This is a genomic window from Bradyrhizobium sp. 2TAF24, from assembly GCF_052115025.1.
GTDB lineage: Bacteria > Pseudomonadota > Alphaproteobacteria > Rhizobiales > Xanthobacteraceae > Bradyrhizobium_A.
On sequence record NZ_JBFRFW010000009.1, the window covers coordinates 36728 to 56790 of the forward strand.

Sequence of the window (20063 nt, forward strand, 5' to 3'; positions counted from 1 at the left end):
AGCAGTCAAGCGGCTGCGGCCGATTTGTTCACCGGCTGCGGGCGCGCTAATGCTTGCGCGACAGGACGAGGAGATTCTCTGTGAGTGTGCGGACGGACGACGACGACAAGGGGGCAGCGCTCGGCGTGCAGGTCATCGCCCGCGCGGCCAGTGTGCTGCGTGCGCTCGAAGGCAAGCCGGATGGTCTCAGCCTCGGCGAGATTGCCCGCGCGGTCGGCCTTGCGCGCTCGACGGTGCAGCGCATCGTCGCGGCACTGGCGAACGAGGACTTCGTCACTGAGGCGCAGCCCGGCCGCGGCGTGCGCATCGGCCCGGGCCTCGCCCGTATCGCCGCCTCGCTCAGCTCGAACTTCACCGACATCCTGCATCCTCATCTCGTCGCGCTGCGCGACGAGGTCGGCGAGACCGTCGACCTCTCGATCCTGTCGGGCGGCTCGGCGGTGTTCATCGATCAGATCCCGGGCCAGCAGCGCCTCGTCGCGGTGTCCGGCATCGGCGAGCGCTTCCCGCTGCATTGCACGGCGAACGGCAAGGCGATCCTGTCGTGCTTTGCCAAGGAAGATGCGGCGGCGCTGATCGACAAGAGCGTCACCGAGCACGCCGACTATCCGATCGCTGATCGCAGCCGCCTGCTGAAGGAGCTCGACGCCACGCGCCGCAAGCATCTCGCGTTCGATCTCGCCGAGCACGGCATCGGCATCAGCGCGGTCGGGACGGCGATGGTCGATCCCTTCGGCCGCCCGGTTGCGGTATCGATCCCGGCGCCGACCCACCGCTTCAATGCGGAGCGTGAGATGCTGTCCGCCGCGTTGCTGCGCTTTCGCGAGAAGTTGCAGTCGATCGTCGGCCGTTGATGCGGCCGGCGGGCCGGCCTTACTCCTCGCCGCCGGCCATGGCAGCGAGCTTGTCCGCCGCGTAGTTCTCGCCGATCGACAGCGCGCAGATCCGCGACAGCTGGATGTAGGGCAGGCCGGTTTCCTTGGCCCAGGCGTTGAACTGGTCCTGCACCCGTGTGAGATCGCGCTTGGAGGTGACGCTTTCGGCGATGTCGAGGCCGGCGTCGCGCAGGCATGTCACCACGTCCTTCGATGTCACGAAGCCGTCCCAGCCGAGAAAGCGCAGCAGCATCTGGCCGGTGTTGCCGCCGAGCCGGCTGCCGCGCTTGGTGAGCAGCTCCAGCAGCCCGATTTCGTTCGATGCCGGCCACGCCGCCAGCATGCGGCCGAAGCTGCCGTGCTCCCTGGCGATATCGCGCACGAACACCGCATTGCTGCGCACCGACATGATCTTGGCGCCATTGCGCACGATGCGCGTGTCCTTCATCAGGCCATCCCAGTAGTCATCAGGCTGTAACGACAGCCGTCCGGGATCGAAGCCGAGAAACGCCTCCTCGAAACCCTCCCACTTCGCCTCGATGACGCTCCAGGCAAAGCCCGCGGAAAACACCCGCTTGGTCATCATCGCCAGTGCGCGATCGTCGCGCAGCTTCGCCAGCGCCTTCACGTCCGGCGCGGGCGGCAGCAGCTTGGCGAGCGCCTTGGGGCCGCCTTTGCGCTTCTCGGCGCGGGCGCGAATGGTCTTGAACGATGGCACGATGAAGTCTCCGGTCATGCGGTCATGGTGGCGGGCGACGCGAGCCTAGGAGGCGCGGTCGTGGCCGTAAAGCGGAGCGGGATCAGGCGTGCGGAGCGGACGACGCGCGGTGTGGGTGGCCTTCATGCGCTGTGTATTGTCATATAGTGATAATCTTATAATATATTTGACATCTTGGTCTCCGAACGGCTCTCTGTGCGCACAACGTTTTGTGCAGGGAGGCCGTTTCAAGGTGAGTCAGTTGTCCAATTCCGATCGCGCGTTTCTGCTGACTGCCTACGAGGAGATGCTGCGCATCCGCCGCTTCGAAACCGCCTGCATCGAGCTCAGCACCGAGAAGGAGCCGCGCATCGCCGGCTCGGTTCACACGTGCGCCGGCCAGGAGGCGGTGCCGGTCGGCGCGCTCGCGGCGCTGCGTGCGGACGACCAGATGGTCGCCACCTATCGCGGCCATGGCTGGGCGCTGCAGAGCGGCATCGGGGCGGAGGAACTGCTGGCCGAGCTGTGCCACCGCGCCGCGGGCGTCAACGGCGGCCGTGCCGGCTCGGCGCTGGTGATGGCGCCGGAGCGGCGCTTCCTCGGCGAGAACTCCATCGTTGGCGCCGGCGTGCCGATCGCCTGCGGCGCGGCAATGGCGGCGGTGAGCGAAGGCTCCGACCGCGTCGTCATCGTCACCTTCGGCGACGGCGCCACCAGCCAGGGCGCGCTGCACGAAGGCCTGGTCTTTGCGGCCAGCCGCAACCTGCCGGTGATCTTCGTCTGCGAGAACAATGGCTGGTCGGAGATGACCCCGATCTCCGGCATCGTGAAGGTCGACCGTCTCGCCAAGCGCGCCGGCGGTTACGGCATCCGCGGCGTGTCGATTGACGGCACCAATCCGCTGGCGGTGCGCGACACCGTGGCCATGGCAGCCGCAGAGGCGCGCAAGGGCGGCGGCCCGGCTTTCATCGAGTGCCATGTGCCGCGGCTGTGGGGCCACTACAACCGCGATATCGAGCACTATCGTCCCAAGGACGACCGTCAGGCCGCCGGCCGCAAGGATCCGATCGCGCTGCTGGAGGCTTCGCTGGTTACCGATGGGGTTGCGAGCGCCGACGAACTCGCGGCGATCGCCGCGCGCGTCACCGGCGAGATCAATACCGTGATCGACAAGGTGACCGCGCTGGAGGCGCCGCAGGTGGCTGAAGCGGGGCGCCATGTGGTCGCGCTGCCGGTCGCAACGCGGGCCGCGGCCGATGCGGCCGCCGAGACGCGCGAGATCACCTATGTGCAGGCTGTCAACGAGGCGCTGCGCGCGGAGCTGACGGCGCGGCCGGAGATGCTGCTCTATGGCGAGGATGTCGGCCATGCTGGCGGCATTTTCGGTGCCACGCGCTACCTGCAGCGCGACTTCGGCGCGGCCCGGGTGTTCGACACGCCGATCGCCGAGAGCGCCATCCTCGGTTCGGCGGTGGGCGCTGCGATGTGCGGCCGCCGGCCGGTGGTCGAGATCATGTGGGCCGACTTCATGCTGGTCGCACTCGACCAGCTGATCAACCAGGCCGCCAATGTGCGCTATGTCACGCAGGGGCGCACCACGGCGCCGCTGGTGGTGCGGGTGCAGCAGGGTGCGACGCCGGGCTCGTGCGCGCAGCACTCGCAATGCCTCGAGGCGCTGCTCGCCCACATTCCCGGGCTGCGGGTCGGCCTGCCGGCCACCGCCCAGGATGCCTATGCGATGCTGCGCGCGGCGATCGCCGACGCCGATCCCTGCATCATTATCGAGGCAAGATCGCTCTATCAGGTCAAGTCGCAGGTCGCGCTGGGTGGGCCGGTCGAGCCCGTCGGCAAGGCGCGGCTGGTGCGCGAAGGCCATGATGTCGCGCTGGTCGGCTGGGGCACCATCATGCCGCACCTGATCGCGGCGGCCGAGACGCTGCAGCAACAGGGCGTCAATGCCGCGGTGCTTGACCTGCGCTGGCTGTCGCCGCTCGACGAGGAGGCGCTGGCCGCGACGGTGCGCGGCTGCGGCGGTCGCGTGGTGGTCGCGCATGAAGCCAACCTCACCGGCGGCTTCGGCGGCGAGGTGGTGGCGCGGCTGCAGGAACTGTGCGGGTCGATCCAGTTCCGCCGCGTCGGCGCCCCCGACGTGCGCATGCCGGCATCGCCGGTGCTGCAGCGGGCGCTGCTGCCCAATGCCGACACGGTGGTGCAGGCGGCGCACGAGGTGCTCGCGACGACGGGAGCGAGGGCGAAGGAGGAGGCTTGATGAAGAAGCGCGGCGGAAGTGCGGTGGCGCCACCGGATGCGCCGGTAGACGACAGCATGCCCCGGCAACGCATCAATTCGGTGGCCCGCGCGGTCAACATCCTGCTGGCGATCTCGCGCAGCGAGCAGGGGTTGACCGTGAAGGAGATCAGCGACGCGCTCGGCATCGAGCGTCAGACCACCTATCACCTCGTGCACACGCTGGCGGCGATGAACATGATCGCGCGCGACGAGCAGCGCCGCTATCAGCTCGGCTTGCGCGTCGGCAGCCTGACGGATGCGTTCCAGCGCCAGTTCTCGGCGCCGGATTATCTGCGGCCGCTGGTGCGCGACCTCGCCACCGCGAGCGGCGAGACCTGCTATGCGGTCGGCTGGTGGCAGGGCGAGATCGTCACGCTGGCGGTGGTGCGCGGCACCTCGGCGATTCAGGCCGCCGAAGTGCCGCACGGCCAGTATGGCGACGCCCATGCCCGTGCCGCCGGCAAGCTGCTGCTGGCGTTCGCGCCGTTCTCGCGCCGCAACGACTACCTGCAGCGCCATCCGCTGCGCACCCGCACCGCCAACACCATCACCGAAGTCAAGCGCCTGGATGCGGAGTTCGTGCGCATTCGCGACCAGGAATACGCCGTCGACGACGAGGAGTTCGCGCTCGGCGTCTGCTGCATGGCGGTGCCGCTCGACGGCGGCGGCGCCCCCTTCGCGCTGGCGCTGTCGGCGCCGGCCGACCGCTTCCGCGAGCGCTTCGACAGCTATCTGCAGAGCGCGCGGCGCATCGCCAATAACAATCTCGAACCAACCAACATCTAGTCGGGACGAAACATGCTCAGCTACAGGACCAGTGACGACATCGCCGCGCCGTTCGGCAACTACAATCATGCGGTCGAAGTGCCGCCGGGGGCGCGGGTGCTGCATCTCGCCGGCCAGGTCGGCGCGCGGCGCGACGGCACCATTCCGGATAGCCTGGAAGAAGAAGTCCGGCTGATCTTCGCCAACCTCGAAAGCGTGCTGAAGGCGAGCGGCATGGCGCTGTCCGACCTCGTCAAGCTGAACTACTTCGTCGCCTCGACCGATCATCTCGCGACGCTGCGCACGGTGCGCGACACCATCCTCAAGCCGCCCTATCCGGCCGCCTCGCTGGTGATCGTCAAGGCGCTGGGACGGCCGGAGTGGCGCATCGAGGTCGACGGCATCGCCGCCAAGGTCGGAGCGTGACGCCGATGCGCAACGATCTGCACGTTCAGGACATCAGCCTGCATCTCCATCCGCAGACCAACCCGCGCGCCCACGAGACCCGTGGCCCGCTGATCATGGCGCAGGGCAACGGCGCGCGCGTCGTCGACAGCGACGGCCGCGAGTACATTGAGGGCATGGCGAGCCTGTGGTGCGCCTCGCTCGGCTTCAACGACGCGCGGCTGGCAGCGGCCGCCGCCACCCAGTTCGCGACGCTGTCGACCTATCACACCTTCAACCACCGCTCGAACCAGCCCTGCATCGAGCTGTCGGAAGCGCTGCTGGCGATCGCGCCGATCGCGCCGGCGCGGGTGACCTATACCAACTCCGGCTCGGAAGCGAACGACTCCATGATCAAGCTGGCCTGGCTCTACCAGGCAGGGCGTGGCAAACCGCACAAGCGCAAGATCATCTGCCGCCGCGGCGCCTATCACGGCAGCACCATCTTCGGCTCGGCGCTCAGCGGCCTCGACCATGTGCGCGGTCCGCTGGTGCCGTCCGCCAGCGAGATCCTGTTCACGGATACGCCGCATTACTATCGCCGGACGCAGTCTGAGCAGTCGCGGGCGGCGTTCGTCGACCAACTGATCAACAATCTCGAAGCGCTGATCGTCGCGGAGGGCGCCGACACCATCGCCGCGATGATCGTCGAGCCGGTGATGGGGGCGGGCGGCGTCATCATGCCCCCGGATGGCTATTTTCCGCGGCTCGCCGAGCTGCTGCGTCGCCATGACATCCYGCTGCTCAGCGATGAGGTGATCTGCGGCTTCGGCCGCACCGGCCACTGGTTCGGATCGCAGGCGTTCGGCTTCACGCCGGACATGATGTCGGTGGCCAAGGGCCTGTCGTCGGGTTACCAGCCGATCGGCGCGGTGGTGCTGTCGGAGGCGATCTTCGCCGCCGTCGCGGACGAGGCTGATCGCATCGGCACCTTCGGTCATGGCTTCACCTATGCCGGCCATCCGGTGACCAGCGCGGTCGCGCGCGAGACGCTGAAGATCTACCAGGAGATGGACCTGATCGGTCACGTCCGTCGCCGCGCAGTGCCGTTCCAGCAGCAGCTGCAGGCGTTCGCCGATCATCCGCTGGTCGGCGACGTCCGCGGCATCGGCCTGCTCGGCGCGCTCGAACTCGTTGCCGACCGCCGCGCGCGCACGCCATTCGCGTCCGGTCTTCGGGTCGGCCCGCGGGTGGTGGAGAGTGCGCTCGCCCACGGGCTCATCGTGCGCAGCCTTGGCGACATCATCGCAGTCTGTCCGCCGCTGATTATCGCTGAAGCCGACATCACCGAGCTGTTCGCGCGGCTGACTCGCGCGCTCGACGACGTCGCAGCGTCGCTCGCCGCGGACGAGCAGTCTTCCAAAGAGGTTCACTGAAGATGTCCAATGATCCCCTCGACCTCGACGCCGTCGGCCAGGCCGCGCTTGTCGTCGCCAAGAAGATCTCGCCGCGCGAGCTGGTGGATGCCGCCATCGCCCGGATCGAAGCCGGCGACGGGGCGATCAACGCCGTCACCCAGCGGCTGTTCGAGGATGCCCGCGCTGCGGCGGATTCCGACCGGCATCACGGCCCGTTCCGCGGCGTGCCGTTCCTGCTGAAGGACTTCTACTGCCATATGGCAGGCACGGCGACGACCGGCAGCACGCGCCTGCTGAAGGACAATGTCATCGACCATGACAGCGAGCTGATGCGGCGCTACCGCGCGGCCGGCCTGATCACGGTCGGCAAGACCAACACGCCCGAGCTGGTGTCGATGGGCACCACCGAGCCGAGCTGGCGCGGCGCCACCCATAATCCCTGGAATCTCGACCACACCCCGGGCGGCTCGAGCGGCGGCGCCGCGGCGGCGGTCGCGGCCGGCTTTGTCGCCATGGCCCATGCCAATGACGGCGCCGGCTCGACGCGCATTCCCGCAGCATGCTGCGGGTTGTTCGGGCTGAAGCCGTCGCGCGGACGGATCACGCTCGGTCCGGACGTCGGCGAATCCATCGGCGGCATCACCGCCGAGCATGTGGTGACGCGCTCGGTGCGCGACAGCGCCGCGCTGCTGGACGCCACCAGCGGCGGCCTGCCGGGTGATCCTTACGTGGCGGAGCCGCCGCGGCAGGGCTTTCTGGCCGCGACACGGCAGCCGCCGAAGCGGCTGCGCATCGCGGTGTCCGAGACGCCGCTCTACGCCGCGAAGATGGATGCCGAATGCGTCGCGGCGGTGCGCCGGACGGCAAAGCTGTGCGCCGATCTCGGCCACGACGTCGTGGAGGCGCGTCCGAAAGTCGATGGCGATGCCTTTCGTGCCGCGGTCGAGACGTTCTGGCCGATGACGGTGACGCGGGCGCTGTCGGTGCTGGCGGTGCAGCGCAACTGCACGGCCGCGTCGCTCGCCGCGGAGCTGGAGCCGTTCAACCAGTACCTGTTCGAGCAGGGCAGCCGGCGCAGCGCCATCCAATACCTGGCGGACCTGTCCTTCTTCCAGGCCGTGACGCGCACCTTCGGGCAGTTCTTCACGGACCATGACGTCTGGCTGACGCCGACGCTGGCGTTCGTGCCGCCGCGGCTCGGTTATTTCGACGCCGCGCGGCTCGGCGGCCCGGAGGCCTACCGCCGGGTGATCGATTCCTTCGCCTTCACCGTGCCGGCCAATGTCGCCGGTCTGCCGTCGACGAGCCTGCCGCTCGCCACCTCGGCCAGCGGGCTGCCGATCGGCATCCAGATCACCGGCCGCCTCAATGACGAGGAGACGCTGTTCGCGCTGTCGGCGCAGCTCGAGCAGGCCGCGCCGTGGACTGGCCTCGCGCCGCGGGCCGCAGCCTGATCGTCAAACAAGTAAAAAGGGGGAAACATGACACATCAACTCTCGCGTCGCGCCATGCTCGGCACCGTGCTTGCCGGCCTCACCGCGCTGGCGCTGCCGGCGCGCGCCGCCACCGACAAGGTGCGCGTCGCGTTCATCGATCCGCTGTCCGGGGGCGGGGCGATCGCCGGCGAGCACGGCGCGCGCCATTTCCGCTTCCTGATCGACAAGATCAATGCCGCCGGCGGCGTGCTTGGCGGCACGCCGCTCGAGCTCGTCGTCTATGACAACAAGAGCGCGGTGCAGGACACGCTGATCCAGGCGCAGAAGGCAATCGACGCCGGCACTCGCATCATCGTGTCCGGGTTCGGCTCGAACGTTGCGCTGGGGCTGTCGGACTTCCTGCAGAAGCACAACAGCCGCAACCCCGAAGCCCAGGCGATGTTCCTGAACTACGGCACCATCGATCCGGCGCTGACCAACGAGAAGTGCAGCTACTGGCATTTCCGCTTCGATGCCGATGCCGAGATCAAGATGCACGCGCTGACGAGCTTCATCCGCGACCGCAAGGAGATCAGCAAGGTCTACGTGATCGGCCAGGACTATTCCTTCGGTCAGGCGGTGCGCGCCTCGGCGCGCCGGCTGCTGGCCGAAAAGCGTCCGGATATCGCCATTGTCGGCGATGAGCTGCACCCGCTGCTCAAGGTCAACGACTTCGCGCCCTACATCGCCAAGATCAAGGCGTCGGGCGCGGATTCCGTGATCACCGGCAACTGGGGCCAGGACTTGGCACTGCTGCTCAAGGCGGCGGCGGATGCCGGCCTCAAGGTCGACTGGTACACCTTCTATGCGGGGCTTGCGGGCAGCCCGACCGCGGTGCGCCAGACGGGCCTCGATCATCGGATCTATCAGGTCGTCGAATGGCATTCCAACGTGCCGGGCAAGGAGATGCAGGATCTCAATGCCGAATTCCGCTGGCGCTATGACGGCAAGGGCTGGTGGTACTTGCGCGCCAAGACCGCGATGGACATGCTGGTGAAGGCGATCGACACCGCCAAGGCAGTCGACGCGGCGAAGATCTCCGCGGCCATGGAAGGAATGCGGATCAAGAATGCGCTCGGCGCCGAGGTGTGGATGCGCAAGGACGATCACCAGGCGTTCCAGGACCTCTATGTCGCCTCGTTCGGCTCCGGCGTGCCGGTGGACGAGGAGGGCACGGGATGGGGCTGGAAGACGGTCGCGACCATCGCCGCGGCGGATACCCTGACCAGGACCGTGTGCCAGATGGACCGGCCGAGCTGATCGTCGTCTGATCTCACCACCTTTTCTGTCATTCAGCCGATCGCGCGGCGAGGTCGCCGCGCGCGAGGGAGCGCGCATGCTCGAATTCCTGACCTTCTCGGTGCTCAATGGCGTGCAGTACGGCCTGCTGCTGTTCCTGCTCGCCAGCGGGTTGACGCTGATCTTCTCGATGATGGGCGTGCTCAACTTCGCCCATGCCAGCTTCTACATGCTCGGCGCCTATTTCGGCTTCCAGGCGAGCCTCAGCCTCGGCTTCTGGCCGGCGCTCGTGGTGGCGCCGCTGGCGGTGGGCGTGCTCGGGGCGCTGGTTGAGCGCTTCGGGCTGCGGCGGGTGCATCGGCTCGGCCATGTCGCCGAGCTGCTGTTCACCTTCGGCCTCGCGTTCGTCATCGACGAGGTGGTGGTGATGCTGTGGGGCCGCACCCCGGTCGACTACCGCGTGCCGGCACTGCTCGACGGCCCGGCGTTCATGCTGTGGCAGACCAGCTATCCCGCCTACAAGCTGTTCCTGCTGCTGGCCTCGGTCGCGATCTTCGCCGGCCTGCTGATGTTCCTCACCCGCAGCCGGGTCGGGTTGATCATCCAGGCATCGCTGACCCATCCGCAGATGGTGTCGATGCTCGGGCACAACGTGCCACGCATCTTCATGGTGATGTTCGGCGCCGGCACCGGCCTTGCCGGGCTCGCGGGCGCCATCGCCGGGCCCGCGCTGGTCACCCAGCCATCGATGGCGGCGCTGCTCGGGCCGATCCTGTTCGTGATCATCGTGCTCGGCGGGCTCGGCTCGCTGACCGGCGCGCTGATCGCTTCGCTCGCGGTCGGCCTGATCCAGACCTTCGCGGTCGCGGGTGAGGTGTCGATCGCCGACCTGCTGGCGCGCGTCGGCGTCACGCTCGGCCACTCCGAATGGTTCGGCAACTTGTGGCACGCGACGTTGGCGCAACTCGCGCCGGTCATTCCCTACCTTCTCCTGGTGCTGATGCTGCTGCTTCGGCCCGCCGGCCTGATGGGAGCCCGAGAGACATGAGCCAGTCCACCTCCATGCCGATTCCGGCTGCCGGCAACGGCACGCGGCGCGGCGCCGTCCGTATTCTCGGCCCCTGGGTCTGGACGGCGCTGCTATTGCTCGCGCTGCCGCGCCTGTTCCCCTCGACCGGCGCCCTGGCGACGCTGTCGCTGATGGGCGTCGCGGTGACCTTTGCGCTCGCCTACAACATGCTGCTCGGCCAGACCGGCTTGTTGTCGTTCGGCCACGCCATCTACTACGGCCTCGGCGGCTTTCTCGCCGCCCACGCCATCCTCGGCGCGGCCGCGGCAGGGGTGCGCATTCCGTTGCCGCTGATGCCGTTGGCGGGGGCGTTCACGGGGCTGGCGTTCGGCGCGCTGTTCGGCATCGCCTGCACCAAACGTGCCGGCACGGTGTTTGCGATGATCTCGCTGGGGTTGGTGGAGCTGGTCACGGCGCTGGCGCTGGTGATGACCGGCTTCTTCGGTGGCGAGCAGGGCATCGCCTTCGATCGCACCCGGATCGCGCCCTTCCTGGGCCACCGCTTCGGCTCGCAGCTCGAGGTCTACTACCTGATCGCGGCCTGGACCTTCCTCGCGGCGGCCGCGATGTATTTCGTCACCCGCACGCCCTTCGGGCAGCTCTGCAATGCGGTGCGCGAGAACCCGATGCGGGTCGAGTTCCTCGGCTATTCCACACGCACCATCCGCTTTCTGGCGCTGTGCCTGTCCGGCCTGTTCGCCGGGCTCGCCGGTGCGCTCGCCGCCATCAATCTGGAAGTGGCGTCCGGCGCGATGCTGGGCGGCCAGCAGTCGGGTCTCGTGCTGCTGATGACCTATATCGGCGGCGTCGGCCAGTTCGCGGGGCCTGTGGTCGGCGCGATCCTGATCACGCTGCTGCAGGTGTCGCTGTCCGACATCACCGGGGCGTGGCAGCTCTATTTCGGCCTGCTGTTCATGCTGGTGGTGACGTTCGTGCCCGGCGGCCTCAGCGGGCTGATCGTGCTGCACGGGCCGCTGCTGCGTGCCGGGCTGCTGCCGCGCCTTGCCGCGCCCTACGCCAAGGGCGCGATCCCGCTGCTGCTGACCGGCGTCGGCGCGAGCCTTGCCATCGAGCTCGCCTATCGCCTCACCATTGGCAGGGCGACCGGAACGGCGCTGCAGATCGGTTCATGGCAGATCGACGCCACCGCGCCGGTGCCCTGGATCGTGGCTCTCGCCGCGTTCGCGCTCGGCGTCGTGCTGCTGCGCCGCTTCGGGCCGGCGATCACAGCCCGCGTGGCCGACCTGCAGGCCGATGCGCTCGCGAGGCTGCCGTCATGACCGACACCATTCTCGCCCTTACCAATGTGCAGAAGAGCTTTGGCCGCACCGCGATCATCCGCGGGCTCGATCTCGCGGTCAGGCGCGGCGAGCGCCATGCCATCATCGGCCCGAACGGCGCCGGCAAGTCGACCACCTTCCACCTGATCTCGGGCCGGCTGCGGCCGACCGGCGGCGACATCCATCTCAACGGCGAGCGCATCGATGGCCTCAGCCCGAGTCTGATCAGCCGCCGCGGGCTGTCGCGCAGCTTCCAGATCACCAGCCTGTTTCCGCAGCTCTCGGTGTTCGAGAACCTGCGCTGCGCGGTGCTGTGGTCGCAGGGCACGGGATACTCGTTCTGGCGGCCGATCGCCTCGCTCGCCTGCGTGCGCGAGCGCACCATCGAGGTGCTGGAGCTGATCGGGCTGGCGCATCGCCGCGATGTCCCCGCCAGCACCCTCAGCTATGCCGAGCAGCGCGCGCTGGAGATCGGGATGGCGGTCGCCGGCGGCGCCGAGGTCATCCTGCTGGACGAGCCGACCGCCGGCATGAGCGCCTCGGAAACCGTGCAGGCGGTGGCGCTGATCCGCAAGGCGACCGCCGGGCGGACCTTGCTGGTGGTGGAGCACGACATGGGCGTGGTGTTCGACCTCGCCGACCGCATCTCGGTGCTGGTCTACGGCCAGGTGATCGCCACCGACACGCCGGACAACGTCCGCGGCAACGCCGCGGTGCGCGAGGCCTATCTCGGAGACCTGCACTGATGCTCGACGTCGTCGATCTGCATGCCCACTACGGCAAGAGCCACATCCTGCAGGGCGTGACGTTCCATGTCGGCCCGGGAGAGATCGTGGCGCTGCTCGGCCGCAACGGCGTCGGCCGCTCCACCACGGTGAAGTGCATCATGGGCGACGTGCCGCCGGAGGGCACGATCCGCTTCAAGGGCGAGGCGATCGCCGGCCGCCGGCCGCACGAGATCGCGCGCCTCGGCCTCGGCTACGTGCCGGAAAACCGTGATGTGTTTCCGGCGCTCACCGTGCGCCAGAATCTCTTGCTCGGCGAGAAGCCGGGGCGGCGGGAGGCACGCTGGTCGATCGACGAGATGTTCACGCTGTTTCCCAATCTGGAAGCGCGCGCCGATACGCCGGCCGGCGTGCTGTCCGGCGGCGAGCAGCAGATGCTGACAATGTGCCGCACGCTGATGGGCGATCCCGACCTGATCATGATCGACGAGCCGACCGAAGGGCTGGCGCCCAAGGTGGTGGAGCAGGTCGGCTTGTTGCTGCGCGAGATCGCGGCGAAGGGCATCGCCATTCTGCTGGTCGAGCAGAAGCTCGCCATCGCGCTGACCATCAGTCATCGCGTCTACGTGATGGGCCATGGCCGCATCGTGTTCGAGGGTACGCCGGCGCAGATCAGGGACAACGAGGCGATGCGGCGCGAGTGGCTGGAGGTCTGAAGCCGCCCGCGCCTTGAAATGAAAGCTTGAGCTGAAACCCTGGACCGAAATCCGCCTCAGGCATCCATGCCGCGCAGCCGCTGGCGGTTGCGCAGCACGATCTGGCGCGCGCCGGAGAGGCCGAGCACGCCCTCGTCCTGCAATTGCGACAGCGCCCGCGACACGGTTTCCAGCGTCAGGCCGAGATAGTCGCCGATGTCGCGGCGGCACATCGGCAGCGCCATCATGCCGGCGACCGCAAGACGGCGATCCATCTCCAGCAGGAAGGTCGCGACCCGCTCCATCGCGGTCTTGCGGCCCAGCAGCAGCATGTGGTCTTCGGCGTGCCGGAGGCTGCCGGCGGTCATGCGCAGCAGGCCGCGCACCACCTCGACGTCGGTCATCGCCGCCTGTTCGAGGCTCTTGCGCTTCACGAGGCGCACGGTGGTATCGATGATGGCTTCGGCGGTGAGGCGGTGGGTCGCACCGGTCTCCAGGCCGAACACGTCGCCGGGCAGGTGGAAGGCGCCGATCTGGCGGCGGCCGTCGGACAACAGCTTGTAGCTGCGCACCGCGCCGCTGACGACCTGGTAGACATAGTCGGCCGGCTCGTCCTCGCCGTAGATCTCGGCGTCCTTCTTGTAGGCGAACTCGGTGGCGATGAGGCCCGCATGGCCGGTGACAGCGCCGAACTGATCGCCAGGACGCTGGCTGCCGAGCGCGAGGCTGCCGGTGGTGGGGCTGATCGGTTGGGGGAACATGGCCATCTCCTGAATGCGGTCGATGGCGTAGCGTAAGCGAGGGACGGGAACTGGAAAATTTCGCCTCTTATCTTAGGGGCCAGCCCCTAAGTAATGATCCGGAAGTGATGTGGTATCAGCCTTCCGTGTCTGGAGCGGTTTGCCGAATCGCGCTGCGCAGCGTGGCGGCAAGGCTGTCCTCGAGATGGGGCTTCATCAGCACGGCGTGGATACCGGCGGCGCTGGCCTTGGCGGCGATGCCGTCGTCGGGAAAGCCGGTGATCAGGATGACCGGTGCCTGGACCGTTGTCCGCAGCCGGGTGGCGAGATCAAGGCCGTTCATCGTCTCCATTTTGTAGTCGATCACGAAGCCATCGGCCTTTCTGACGGCGTCCGAGTTGAGCAGCGCCGGGCCGCTGCGGAAGGTGCGGACGTCGAAGCCCTCGGTTTCCAATAGAAACCTCAGCGAACTCAGCACGGCGGGATCGTCGTCAACCACGTTGACGCGGATCGCGAGCGGTGAGGCGGCCGCCACAATATCTTCCACGCGAGGCTGGGAACCCATGAGCTGCATGACGGTATGATAAGGCGCTACACGGGGCGTACTTTGACTTGCCTCAAGGACCGGCAGAAAAACGTCAGTGACACATCTTCGATGGCTTGGCCATCGCCGCCAGAGCCAGATCCTCGCCATCGACCGACAGCGCGGCGTCGTCAACGGCCGCGTCGGACAGGCGGCGGGCGATCGCGGCCAGCTGGATCGACGTCTGGGGGCAGCTGACGGTTTCCGCAAGCGCGAGACATTCGGCCGCGCATTCCAGGGCGATATCGGACAGATGCATGGGGGCCTCCTCGCCGTTTGGTTGAATATATGCCCGTTTCAGTTGCGTGATTTGAGATGGATCAAGCCAGCCGGCACTGCGCGCCGCGGGGAGGGGCGCGGCGCTGGCGGCGCTGTTCAGCGATGGGCCGTTCGAGGTCGCGGATTTCCGCAACCGGACCCCGGCGGCGGCGTGGCGGCTGCCGGCCGCTCAGGGCTTGAGCAGGCCGCCGCGAATGGCGAAGCGCACCAGTTCGGAGACGCTGTTGGCCTGCATCTTGGTCATCACGTTGGCGCGATAGACCTCGATGGTGCGCGGGCTGATGTCGTAGTCGCGCGCGATCTGCTTGTTGGAGAGCCCTGCCACGAGGCCTTCCATCACCTGGCGCTCGCGCGGGCTGAGGCTTGCGATCCGCGCGACGATCTCGGCGGTGGCGGCCTCGTCCTGGGCGTTGCTCTTGCCGGCGACGAGCGCGGCCTCGATCATGCCGATCAGCCGTTCGTCCTCGAACGGCTTCTCGAGGAAGTCGAGCGCGCCGAGCCGCATCGCTTCCACCGCCAGCGGAATGTCGCCGTGCCCGGTCATGACGATGATCGGCAGCGCCTTCTTCGTGCCCTTGAGGCGCTTGAGCAGCTCGATGCCGTCGATGCCCGGCATCCGCACGTCCGACACCACGCAGCCGAACGCCACCTCCGGCAGGGCTTCGAGAAAGCTGCTCGCCGTCTCGAACAGGGTCACCTGGAAGCCCGCGGAGCCGAGCAGGAAATCCAGCGAGTCCCGCATCGCCGGATCGTCGTCGATGACATAGACGTTGCCGCTACTCATCGCGGCCTCCGTTCGATGCGGCCGGCAGCGTGAAGCAGAACGTCGCGCCTCCAGCGGCATTGGTCATGGCATGCATGCGCCCTCCATGCGCCTCGATGATGGAACGGCTGATGGAGAGGCCGACGCCCATGCCATTGTCCTTGGTGGTGAAGAAAGTCTGGAACAGGTTTTTTTCGACCTCCTCGGCGAAGCCGTGGCCGGTGTCGGAAATCTTCACCTCGATCATGTCGTCGGCGGCGGGGGCATTGCTGGCCACCAGTTCGCGCCGCGGTGACCTCGCCATCGCCTCCAGCGCATTGCGGAACAGGTTGACGAGCACCTGCTGCACCTGGACGCGGTCGACCAGCACGAGGTCGTGGATCGGATCGAGGTCGAAGCGCAGCAGCACGCCCTGCTCGCGGGCGCCGGTAAGGCCGAGCGCGCCCGCCTCCTCGATCAGCTTGGCGACGCTTTCCACCCGCCGCTCGGATTCGCCGCGCGACACGAAGTTGCGCAGCCGCCGGATGATCTGGCCGGCGCGGATCGCCTGCTCGGCGGCGCGGTCGAGCGCGGTCTCGATCTTGGCGACATTGGGATCCTCGCTGCTGGCGAGCAGCCGGCGCGAGCCCTTCATGTAATTGCTGATCGCCGACAGCGGCTGGTTGAGCTCATGGGCCAGGGCCGAGGCCATCTCGCCCATGGCGCTGAGGCGTGAGACATGGACGAGCTCGGACTGCAGCTCCTGCAGACGTGCCTGGGTCAGCTGGTGCTCGGTCAGGTCGCGCACGAAGCCGGTGAAATAACGCTCGCCCTGCGAGGTCATCTCGCCGATCGACAGGTGCATCGGGAAGGTGGAGCCGTCCTTGCGCCGGCCGCTGACAATGCGACCGATGCCGATGATGTGGCGTTCGCCGGTGTTCTGGTAACGCTCGAGGTAGCGGTCGTGGCGGCTGCGATCCGGCTCCGGCATCAGGATCTTGACGTTCTGGCCGATCGCTTCCGCGCCGGTATAGCCGAACAGCCGCTCGGCGGCGCTGCTGAACGACTGCATCAGGCCACGCTCGTCGATCACGACCATCGCGTCCGGAATGGTGTCCAGAATCGAGCGCAGGTGGCTTTCTCTGGTTCGCAGCGCGTCCTCGATTCGCTTCTGCTCATCGATGTCCAGCACCACGCCACTCAGCCGCGGCTGCCCGGCGGCATCGTGGGTCAGGCCGCCCTGGACGCGGACCCAGTGGCCTCCGGCATTCTGGAGGCGGTATTGCAGGTCGAAATTGTCGCCGCCGTCCCGCAGCCGTGCGATGGCCTGCTCGGTGCGATCGCGGTCGTCGGCCGACAGCAGCGACAGGAACAGGGCATAGGTCACCGGCTCGCCGCCGGCGATGCCGAACAGGCGGCGGGTGGTGTCCGACCAGGCGAGCCGTCGGGTTGCGAGGTCGAACTCCCACAGGCCGACGCCGGACAGATCGATCCCCCGGTGCAGCGGGTTGTCGCGGAATGTGTCCCCGAATGGTGAGTCCGTCGGCAAGTGCTTGAGATCCCCCGCACAATCGTCGCAGCCGGGCCGCGTTGATTTGCTGGCGGATTATCCTCCAGGTGGCGGAGCGGGCTCAAGAAAAAAAAGGCGCCGCGCCGGCTTCAGGCGCGACGCACGAGGTCGGAATGATCGTCCCCTGGGAGCAGCCTCAGCTGGCTCGTGCCTGAGCCTCATCCTCGGCGGAGTTCACGTACATGCCGGACATCGGATCGACCCAACACAGGTGGTCATGGACTTCCCTGACGCCGGCGATGTTTTCAGCCGCCACGATGCAGGCGCGCCGCGTGCGATCGTCGGTGATGACGCCATGCAGGTGGACGACGCCATGACGGGAGGTGACGCTGAAGCCCAGCGGGCGCCAGTCGCTGCGGTCGATGGCGTCGGTGAGCCGGCGCTCGATGTGGGCGTCGTCGGCCGTCGGGTCCGGCACCTGCCGCGCCAGGCTCGCCACCGCCCGCAGCACATTCGCCCGCGTTACAATGCCGACAATGCGGCCATCGCGCAGCACCGGCAGCCGCTTGACATGCTTGGTCTCCATCAGCTCGACCGCGTCGGCGAGCGGCGTGCTCTCGGTGATGGAGAACGGGCTCAAGGTCATGATCTCGCCGACCCTGCGGCCGCGCTCATGGACGAAGGCGTCGGCTTGCTTGCCCGGGCCGATGAAGAACTTCAGCCAGCGGTTCTGCTTGCGCTGCGTGCCGACTTCGGCCCGGCGCAGGAAATCGCCTTCCGAGACGATCCCCACCAGTTGTCCGTCGGACGCGACGACCGGGAGGCCGCTGATATGATGCCTGAGCATCAGGTGAGCCGCCTCGACGATCGGTGTGTCGGGGCCGACAGTCACAACGTCGCGTGTCATGATGTGATGCGCGTGCATGGCCAGGCTCCTGTGATCGGCTCGTTGTGCGGACGCTCGTGTCCCGGTTCGCAAGTCTTGCTGGTGTCCTTGTCGAAGCCGAAGTTCGCGAGAGAACTCGCCGCGAAACCGAGCGGACTTCGGACTCGGAACACTAGCCGACAACCGCCAGGCGCCGCTTGATGCAGGTCAAACAGGCTGCCTGACGTGTGCCCCGGTTCCACCGGTCGGCGCGGCCGGACTGCGCCATAGTCGGACGGTATTATGGCCGGGTGCGTGGTGTCGTGAGATCGGGTGTCGCGGGATCGGGTGCCGTGAGATTGACGGAACGGCTGATGTTCCGCTTCTCCCAATAGAGGCTCGCATGACGCGAGCGATGAAGGGCCCGCGCGCATCCGCGCCTTTTGACCCAGATCAATGATGTCCGCCGGGCCAGTTGAACAATCATTCGGACAAAAAATCGGGAGGTCTCGCCATGAGCGATGGCATTGCAGGACAGGTGAGCGAGAGCGGTTCGGCGGCGCTCGAGCAGTTCACGCGGCCGGGGCGCCAGGCGGTCGATTTCGCCTTCGAGCTGCAGAAGGCCTGTCTCGACGAGATGGCGCAGGCCGGCGACGAGGCGCTGGAGCGGTTGCGATCGGAGATGGAGATCGGCGCCGAGTTCATCGCACGGATGGCCTGCGCGCGCTCGGTCCATGAGATCGCCTCCGCCTTCAGCGATTGCGGCGGGCACCAGGCCGACGTCCTGCGCCGCGACAGCGAACGGATGCTGCGGCACGGCCAGCGGATCTGTGAGCGGGCGTCAAAACTGCTGTCAGGCGCCGCCCGGCAATAATTTCCGCTCCAGCGTGGCCTGGCCGCGTTCGCGGCCGGGCTTTTCTTTGACCTCGATCAATCCGCGGCCGCCGCCGCCGGTGCAGCCTGTCGAGGCTGCCGGAGCGTCCGGCCGAGTCGCGACCGGGAGATGCCGTTGTACCGTTTTCTCGACGAAACCGTCGCCGATCACATGACCCGCACGGTGAAGACCGCGTCGCGCGCCGAAACCATGGCCGAGCTGCAGCGGCGCTTCGACGCCGATGACTTCAACACCTACCCGGTGGTGGAGGACGGCGAGGTGGTGGGGATCGTCACCAAGTTCGATTTCCTGAAGATCTTTTCCATGACCCCGGCCCGCCTGGTGCCGCGTTATGATGACCTGATGAAGGTGTCGGTCGGGGAGGCGATGACCTACGAATTCATCTACGTCACGCCGGTGACCCGACTGACACGGGTGCTGCAGCTCATGGTCGAGCATCGCATCCGCAGCGTTCCGGTGATCCAGGGCGAACGCGACCTGGTCGGCATCATCTCGCGCGAGGATGTGATGCGGGCGCTGCACCTTTGCGAGGGCCGGTAGAAGGTCGCCGCGTGCCCGCGCAGGTTGAGCAGGATCAAGATGGCGCCGCCTGCCGCACGGTAAGGTGACGGCGGACAAGGAGACGTGATCATGCCCGTGCAAGACATTTTCCTTCCGCTCGCCAGCCATCTCCGGCCATCCGCGGACGCGCTGGGGACGTGTGCTGCGATTGCCCGTTCGCTCGGGGCGCATGTTGCCGTGGTCGCCGTCGACACCGCCATCGCCGCAGCGGCGCATCCCTTCCAGGCCGCCAGCCATTTCGTCCGTGACGCGACGCTCACCCCCGAGCGCAGCAGCGCCGATCCGGACAGCGCTCTGAACCTGTTCCTGGCCGAGGCCCGGCGTCGCAGCGTGCGCTGTGAGCATGCCGTGATCCGCGGCACCATCGACACCGCGCCCGCGATGCTGGCGGAGGCCGCCAGGCTGCATGATCTGACGCTGCTGCCGGTCGGCTCGCACGACAGCGCGCTGGAACAGACGCAGCTGGCGCTGCTGTTCTCATCCGGCCGGCCGCTGCTGATCTTCCCGCAGGAGCAGGCGGCGGCGCTGCCGATCACGTTCGACCGGGTGGCGATTGCCTGGAACCGCAGCGCGCAGGCGGCGCGTGCGGTTGGCGACGCGCTGCCGCTGCTGCGGACTGCGACCCATGTGCAGATCTTCACCGCGACCGATCGTGCCACCGAACAGGATGCGGCGTCGGGCAACGCGCTGGTGCGGCATCTCGGCGAGCACGGCATCGCCGCGACATTCGAGACCATTGCGCTGGCGGGCAGCTCGGTGGGCAAGGTCTTTGAAAGTTATGTGAAGGCGAACGCCAGCGATCTGCTGGTCATGGGCGGCTACGGCCGGTCCTGGTTGAAGGAATTTACATGGGGCGGTGCGACGAATACGATTTTGGAAGGCCCGCCTTGCTGGGTCCTGATGTCACACTAGTGTCTCGCAGGCGCGTTGCATGGCGCGCAATCGCAGAAACTTCACGTTCCGCGCACTCCTGCCGC

General features: G+C 67.6%; 21 protein-coding genes. 14 read left to right on the forward strand and 7 right to left on the reverse strand.

Translation table 11 applies throughout. The features are described from left to right. Window positions 1-80 precede the first annotated feature (80 nt). A complete protein-coding gene (locus tag AB4Z37_RS15395; protein WP_211965595.1) occupies window positions 81-854 on the forward strand; it encodes an IclR family transcriptional regulator in 774 nt (257 codons plus the stop codon). 19 nt (window positions 855-873) lie between these two features. Here AB4Z37_RS15395 and AB4Z37_RS15400 read toward each other — a convergent pair whose 3' ends face one another. Further along, the gene (locus tag AB4Z37_RS15400) at window positions 874-1593 is read right to left on the reverse strand and encodes a DNA-3-methyladenine glycosylase I (RefSeq protein WP_441517810.1); all 720 of its coding nucleotides are present in this window, start codon (window positions 1591-1593) and stop codon (window positions 874-876) included. Between the two features lie 241 nt (window positions 1594-1834). Here AB4Z37_RS15400 and AB4Z37_RS15405 point away from each other — a divergent pair, with 241 nt between their 5' ends. From AB4Z37_RS15405 to AB4Z37_RS15450, 10 genes are all read left to right on the forward strand, one after another. Continuing rightward, a complete protein-coding gene (locus AB4Z37_RS15405; protein WP_441517619.1) occupies window positions 1835-3841 on the forward strand; it encodes an alpha-ketoacid dehydrogenase subunit alpha/beta in 2007 nt (668 codons plus the stop codon). Next, window positions 3841-4647, forward strand: coding sequence for an IclR family transcriptional regulator (locus tag AB4Z37_RS15410; protein WP_211965593.1), 807 nt, complete (start codon window positions 3841-3843; stop codon window positions 4645-4647). Before AB4Z37_RS15405 ends, AB4Z37_RS15410 begins: the two co-directional genes overlap by 1 nt. Before the next feature lie 12 nt (window positions 4648-4659). Next, the gene (locus AB4Z37_RS15415; protein ID WP_441517620.1) at window positions 4660-5052 is read left to right on the forward strand and encodes a RidA family protein; all 393 of its coding nucleotides are present in this window, start codon (window positions 4660-4662) and stop codon (window positions 5050-5052) included. Between the two features lie 5 nt (window positions 5053-5057). Continuing rightward, the gene (locus AB4Z37_RS15420) at window positions 5058-6446 is read left to right on the forward strand and encodes an aminotransferase (RefSeq protein ID WP_441517621.1); all 1389 of its coding nucleotides are present in this window, start codon (window positions 5058-5060) and stop codon (window positions 6444-6446) included. 2 nt (window positions 6447-6448) lie between these two features. Continuing rightward, window positions 6449-7882, forward strand: coding sequence for an amidase (locus AB4Z37_RS15425; protein ID WP_441517622.1), 1434 nt, complete (start codon window positions 6449-6451; stop codon window positions 7880-7882). A gap of 27 nt (window positions 7883-7909) precedes the next feature. After that, complete coding sequence (locus AB4Z37_RS15430) at window positions 7910-9163, forward strand: branched-chain amino acid ABC transporter substrate-binding protein (RefSeq protein ID WP_441517623.1); 1254 nt, start codon at window positions 7910-7912, stop codon at window positions 9161-9163. Window positions 9164-9239: 76 nt separating this feature from the next. Next, a complete protein-coding gene (locus AB4Z37_RS15435) occupies window positions 9240-10190 on the forward strand; it encodes a branched-chain amino acid ABC transporter permease (protein WP_211965589.1) in 951 nt (316 codons plus the stop codon). Next, window positions 10187-11491 (forward strand): branched-chain amino acid ABC transporter permease, encoded by a 1305-nt coding sequence (locus AB4Z37_RS15440; protein ID WP_441517624.1) that lies wholly within the window; start codon window positions 10187-10189, stop codon window positions 11489-11491. Before AB4Z37_RS15435 ends, AB4Z37_RS15440 begins: the two co-directional genes overlap by 4 nt. Next, complete coding sequence (locus AB4Z37_RS15445) at window positions 11488-12237, forward strand: ABC transporter ATP-binding protein (RefSeq protein ID WP_441517625.1); 750 nt, start codon at window positions 11488-11490, stop codon at window positions 12235-12237. Before AB4Z37_RS15440 ends, AB4Z37_RS15445 begins: the two co-directional genes overlap by 4 nt. After that, a complete protein-coding gene (locus AB4Z37_RS15450; RefSeq protein ID WP_211965586.1) occupies window positions 12237-12932 on the forward strand; it encodes an ABC transporter ATP-binding protein in 696 nt (231 codons plus the stop codon). Before AB4Z37_RS15445 ends, AB4Z37_RS15450 begins: the two co-directional genes overlap by 1 nt. A gap of 56 nt (window positions 12933-12988) precedes the next feature. On the opposite strand, the gene AB4Z37_RS15455 is transcribed toward AB4Z37_RS15450, so the two are convergent. From AB4Z37_RS15455 to AB4Z37_RS15480, 6 genes are all read right to left on the reverse strand, one after another. After that, window positions 12989-13672, reverse strand: a complete 684-nt coding sequence (locus AB4Z37_RS15455; RefSeq protein ID WP_441517626.1) for a helix-turn-helix domain-containing protein — start codon at window positions 13670-13672, stop codon at window positions 12989-12991. A gap of 115 nt (window positions 13673-13787) precedes the next feature. Then, the gene (locus AB4Z37_RS15460) at window positions 13788-14216 is read right to left on the reverse strand and encodes a response regulator (protein WP_441517811.1); all 429 of its coding nucleotides are present in this window, start codon (window positions 14214-14216) and stop codon (window positions 13788-13790) included. 73 nt (window positions 14217-14289) lie between these two features. Then, window positions 14290-14493: a hypothetical protein gene (locus AB4Z37_RS15465; protein ID WP_441517627.1), complete on the reverse strand. Its 204-nt coding sequence runs from the start codon at window positions 14491-14493 to the stop codon at window positions 14290-14292. Between the two features lie 189 nt (window positions 14494-14682). After that, entirely contained in the window at window positions 14683-15297 is a 615-nt protein-coding gene (fixJ, locus tag AB4Z37_RS15470; protein WP_441517628.1) for a response regulator FixJ, read from the reverse strand. After that, window positions 15290-16804 carry a sensor protein FixL gene (gene fixL / locus AB4Z37_RS15475; protein WP_441517629.1) on the reverse strand — a complete coding sequence of 505 codons (1515 nt, stop codon included), beginning with the start codon at window positions 16802-16804 and terminating at the stop codon, window positions 15290-15292. The genes fixJ and fixL overlap by 8 nt, the downstream gene beginning before the upstream one ends. A 157-nt stretch (window positions 16805-16961) precedes the next feature. Beyond that, the gene (locus AB4Z37_RS15480; RefSeq protein WP_441517630.1) at window positions 16962-17690 is read right to left on the reverse strand and encodes a CBS domain-containing protein; all 729 of its coding nucleotides are present in this window, start codon (window positions 17688-17690) and stop codon (window positions 16962-16964) included. A gap of 454 nt (window positions 17691-18144) precedes the next feature. On the opposite strand from AB4Z37_RS15480, the gene AB4Z37_RS15485 reads away from it, so the two are divergent. The 3 genes from AB4Z37_RS15485 (at window position 18145) to AB4Z37_RS15495 (ending at window position 19998) form a co-directional block, all read left to right on the forward strand. Next, window positions 18145-18504: a hypothetical protein gene (locus AB4Z37_RS15485; RefSeq protein ID WP_441517631.1), complete on the forward strand. Its 360-nt coding sequence runs from the start codon at window positions 18145-18147 to the stop codon at window positions 18502-18504. A gap of 135 nt (window positions 18505-18639) precedes the next feature. After that, window positions 18640-19065, forward strand: coding sequence for a CBS domain-containing protein (locus AB4Z37_RS15490; protein ID WP_441517632.1), 426 nt, complete (start codon window positions 18640-18642; stop codon window positions 19063-19065). A 90-nt stretch (window positions 19066-19155) separates the two neighbouring features. Further along, complete coding sequence (locus tag AB4Z37_RS15495) at window positions 19156-19998, forward strand: universal stress protein (RefSeq protein WP_441517633.1); 843 nt, start codon at window positions 19156-19158, stop codon at window positions 19996-19998. The last annotated feature ends 65 nt before the right edge of the window (window positions 19999-20063 follow it).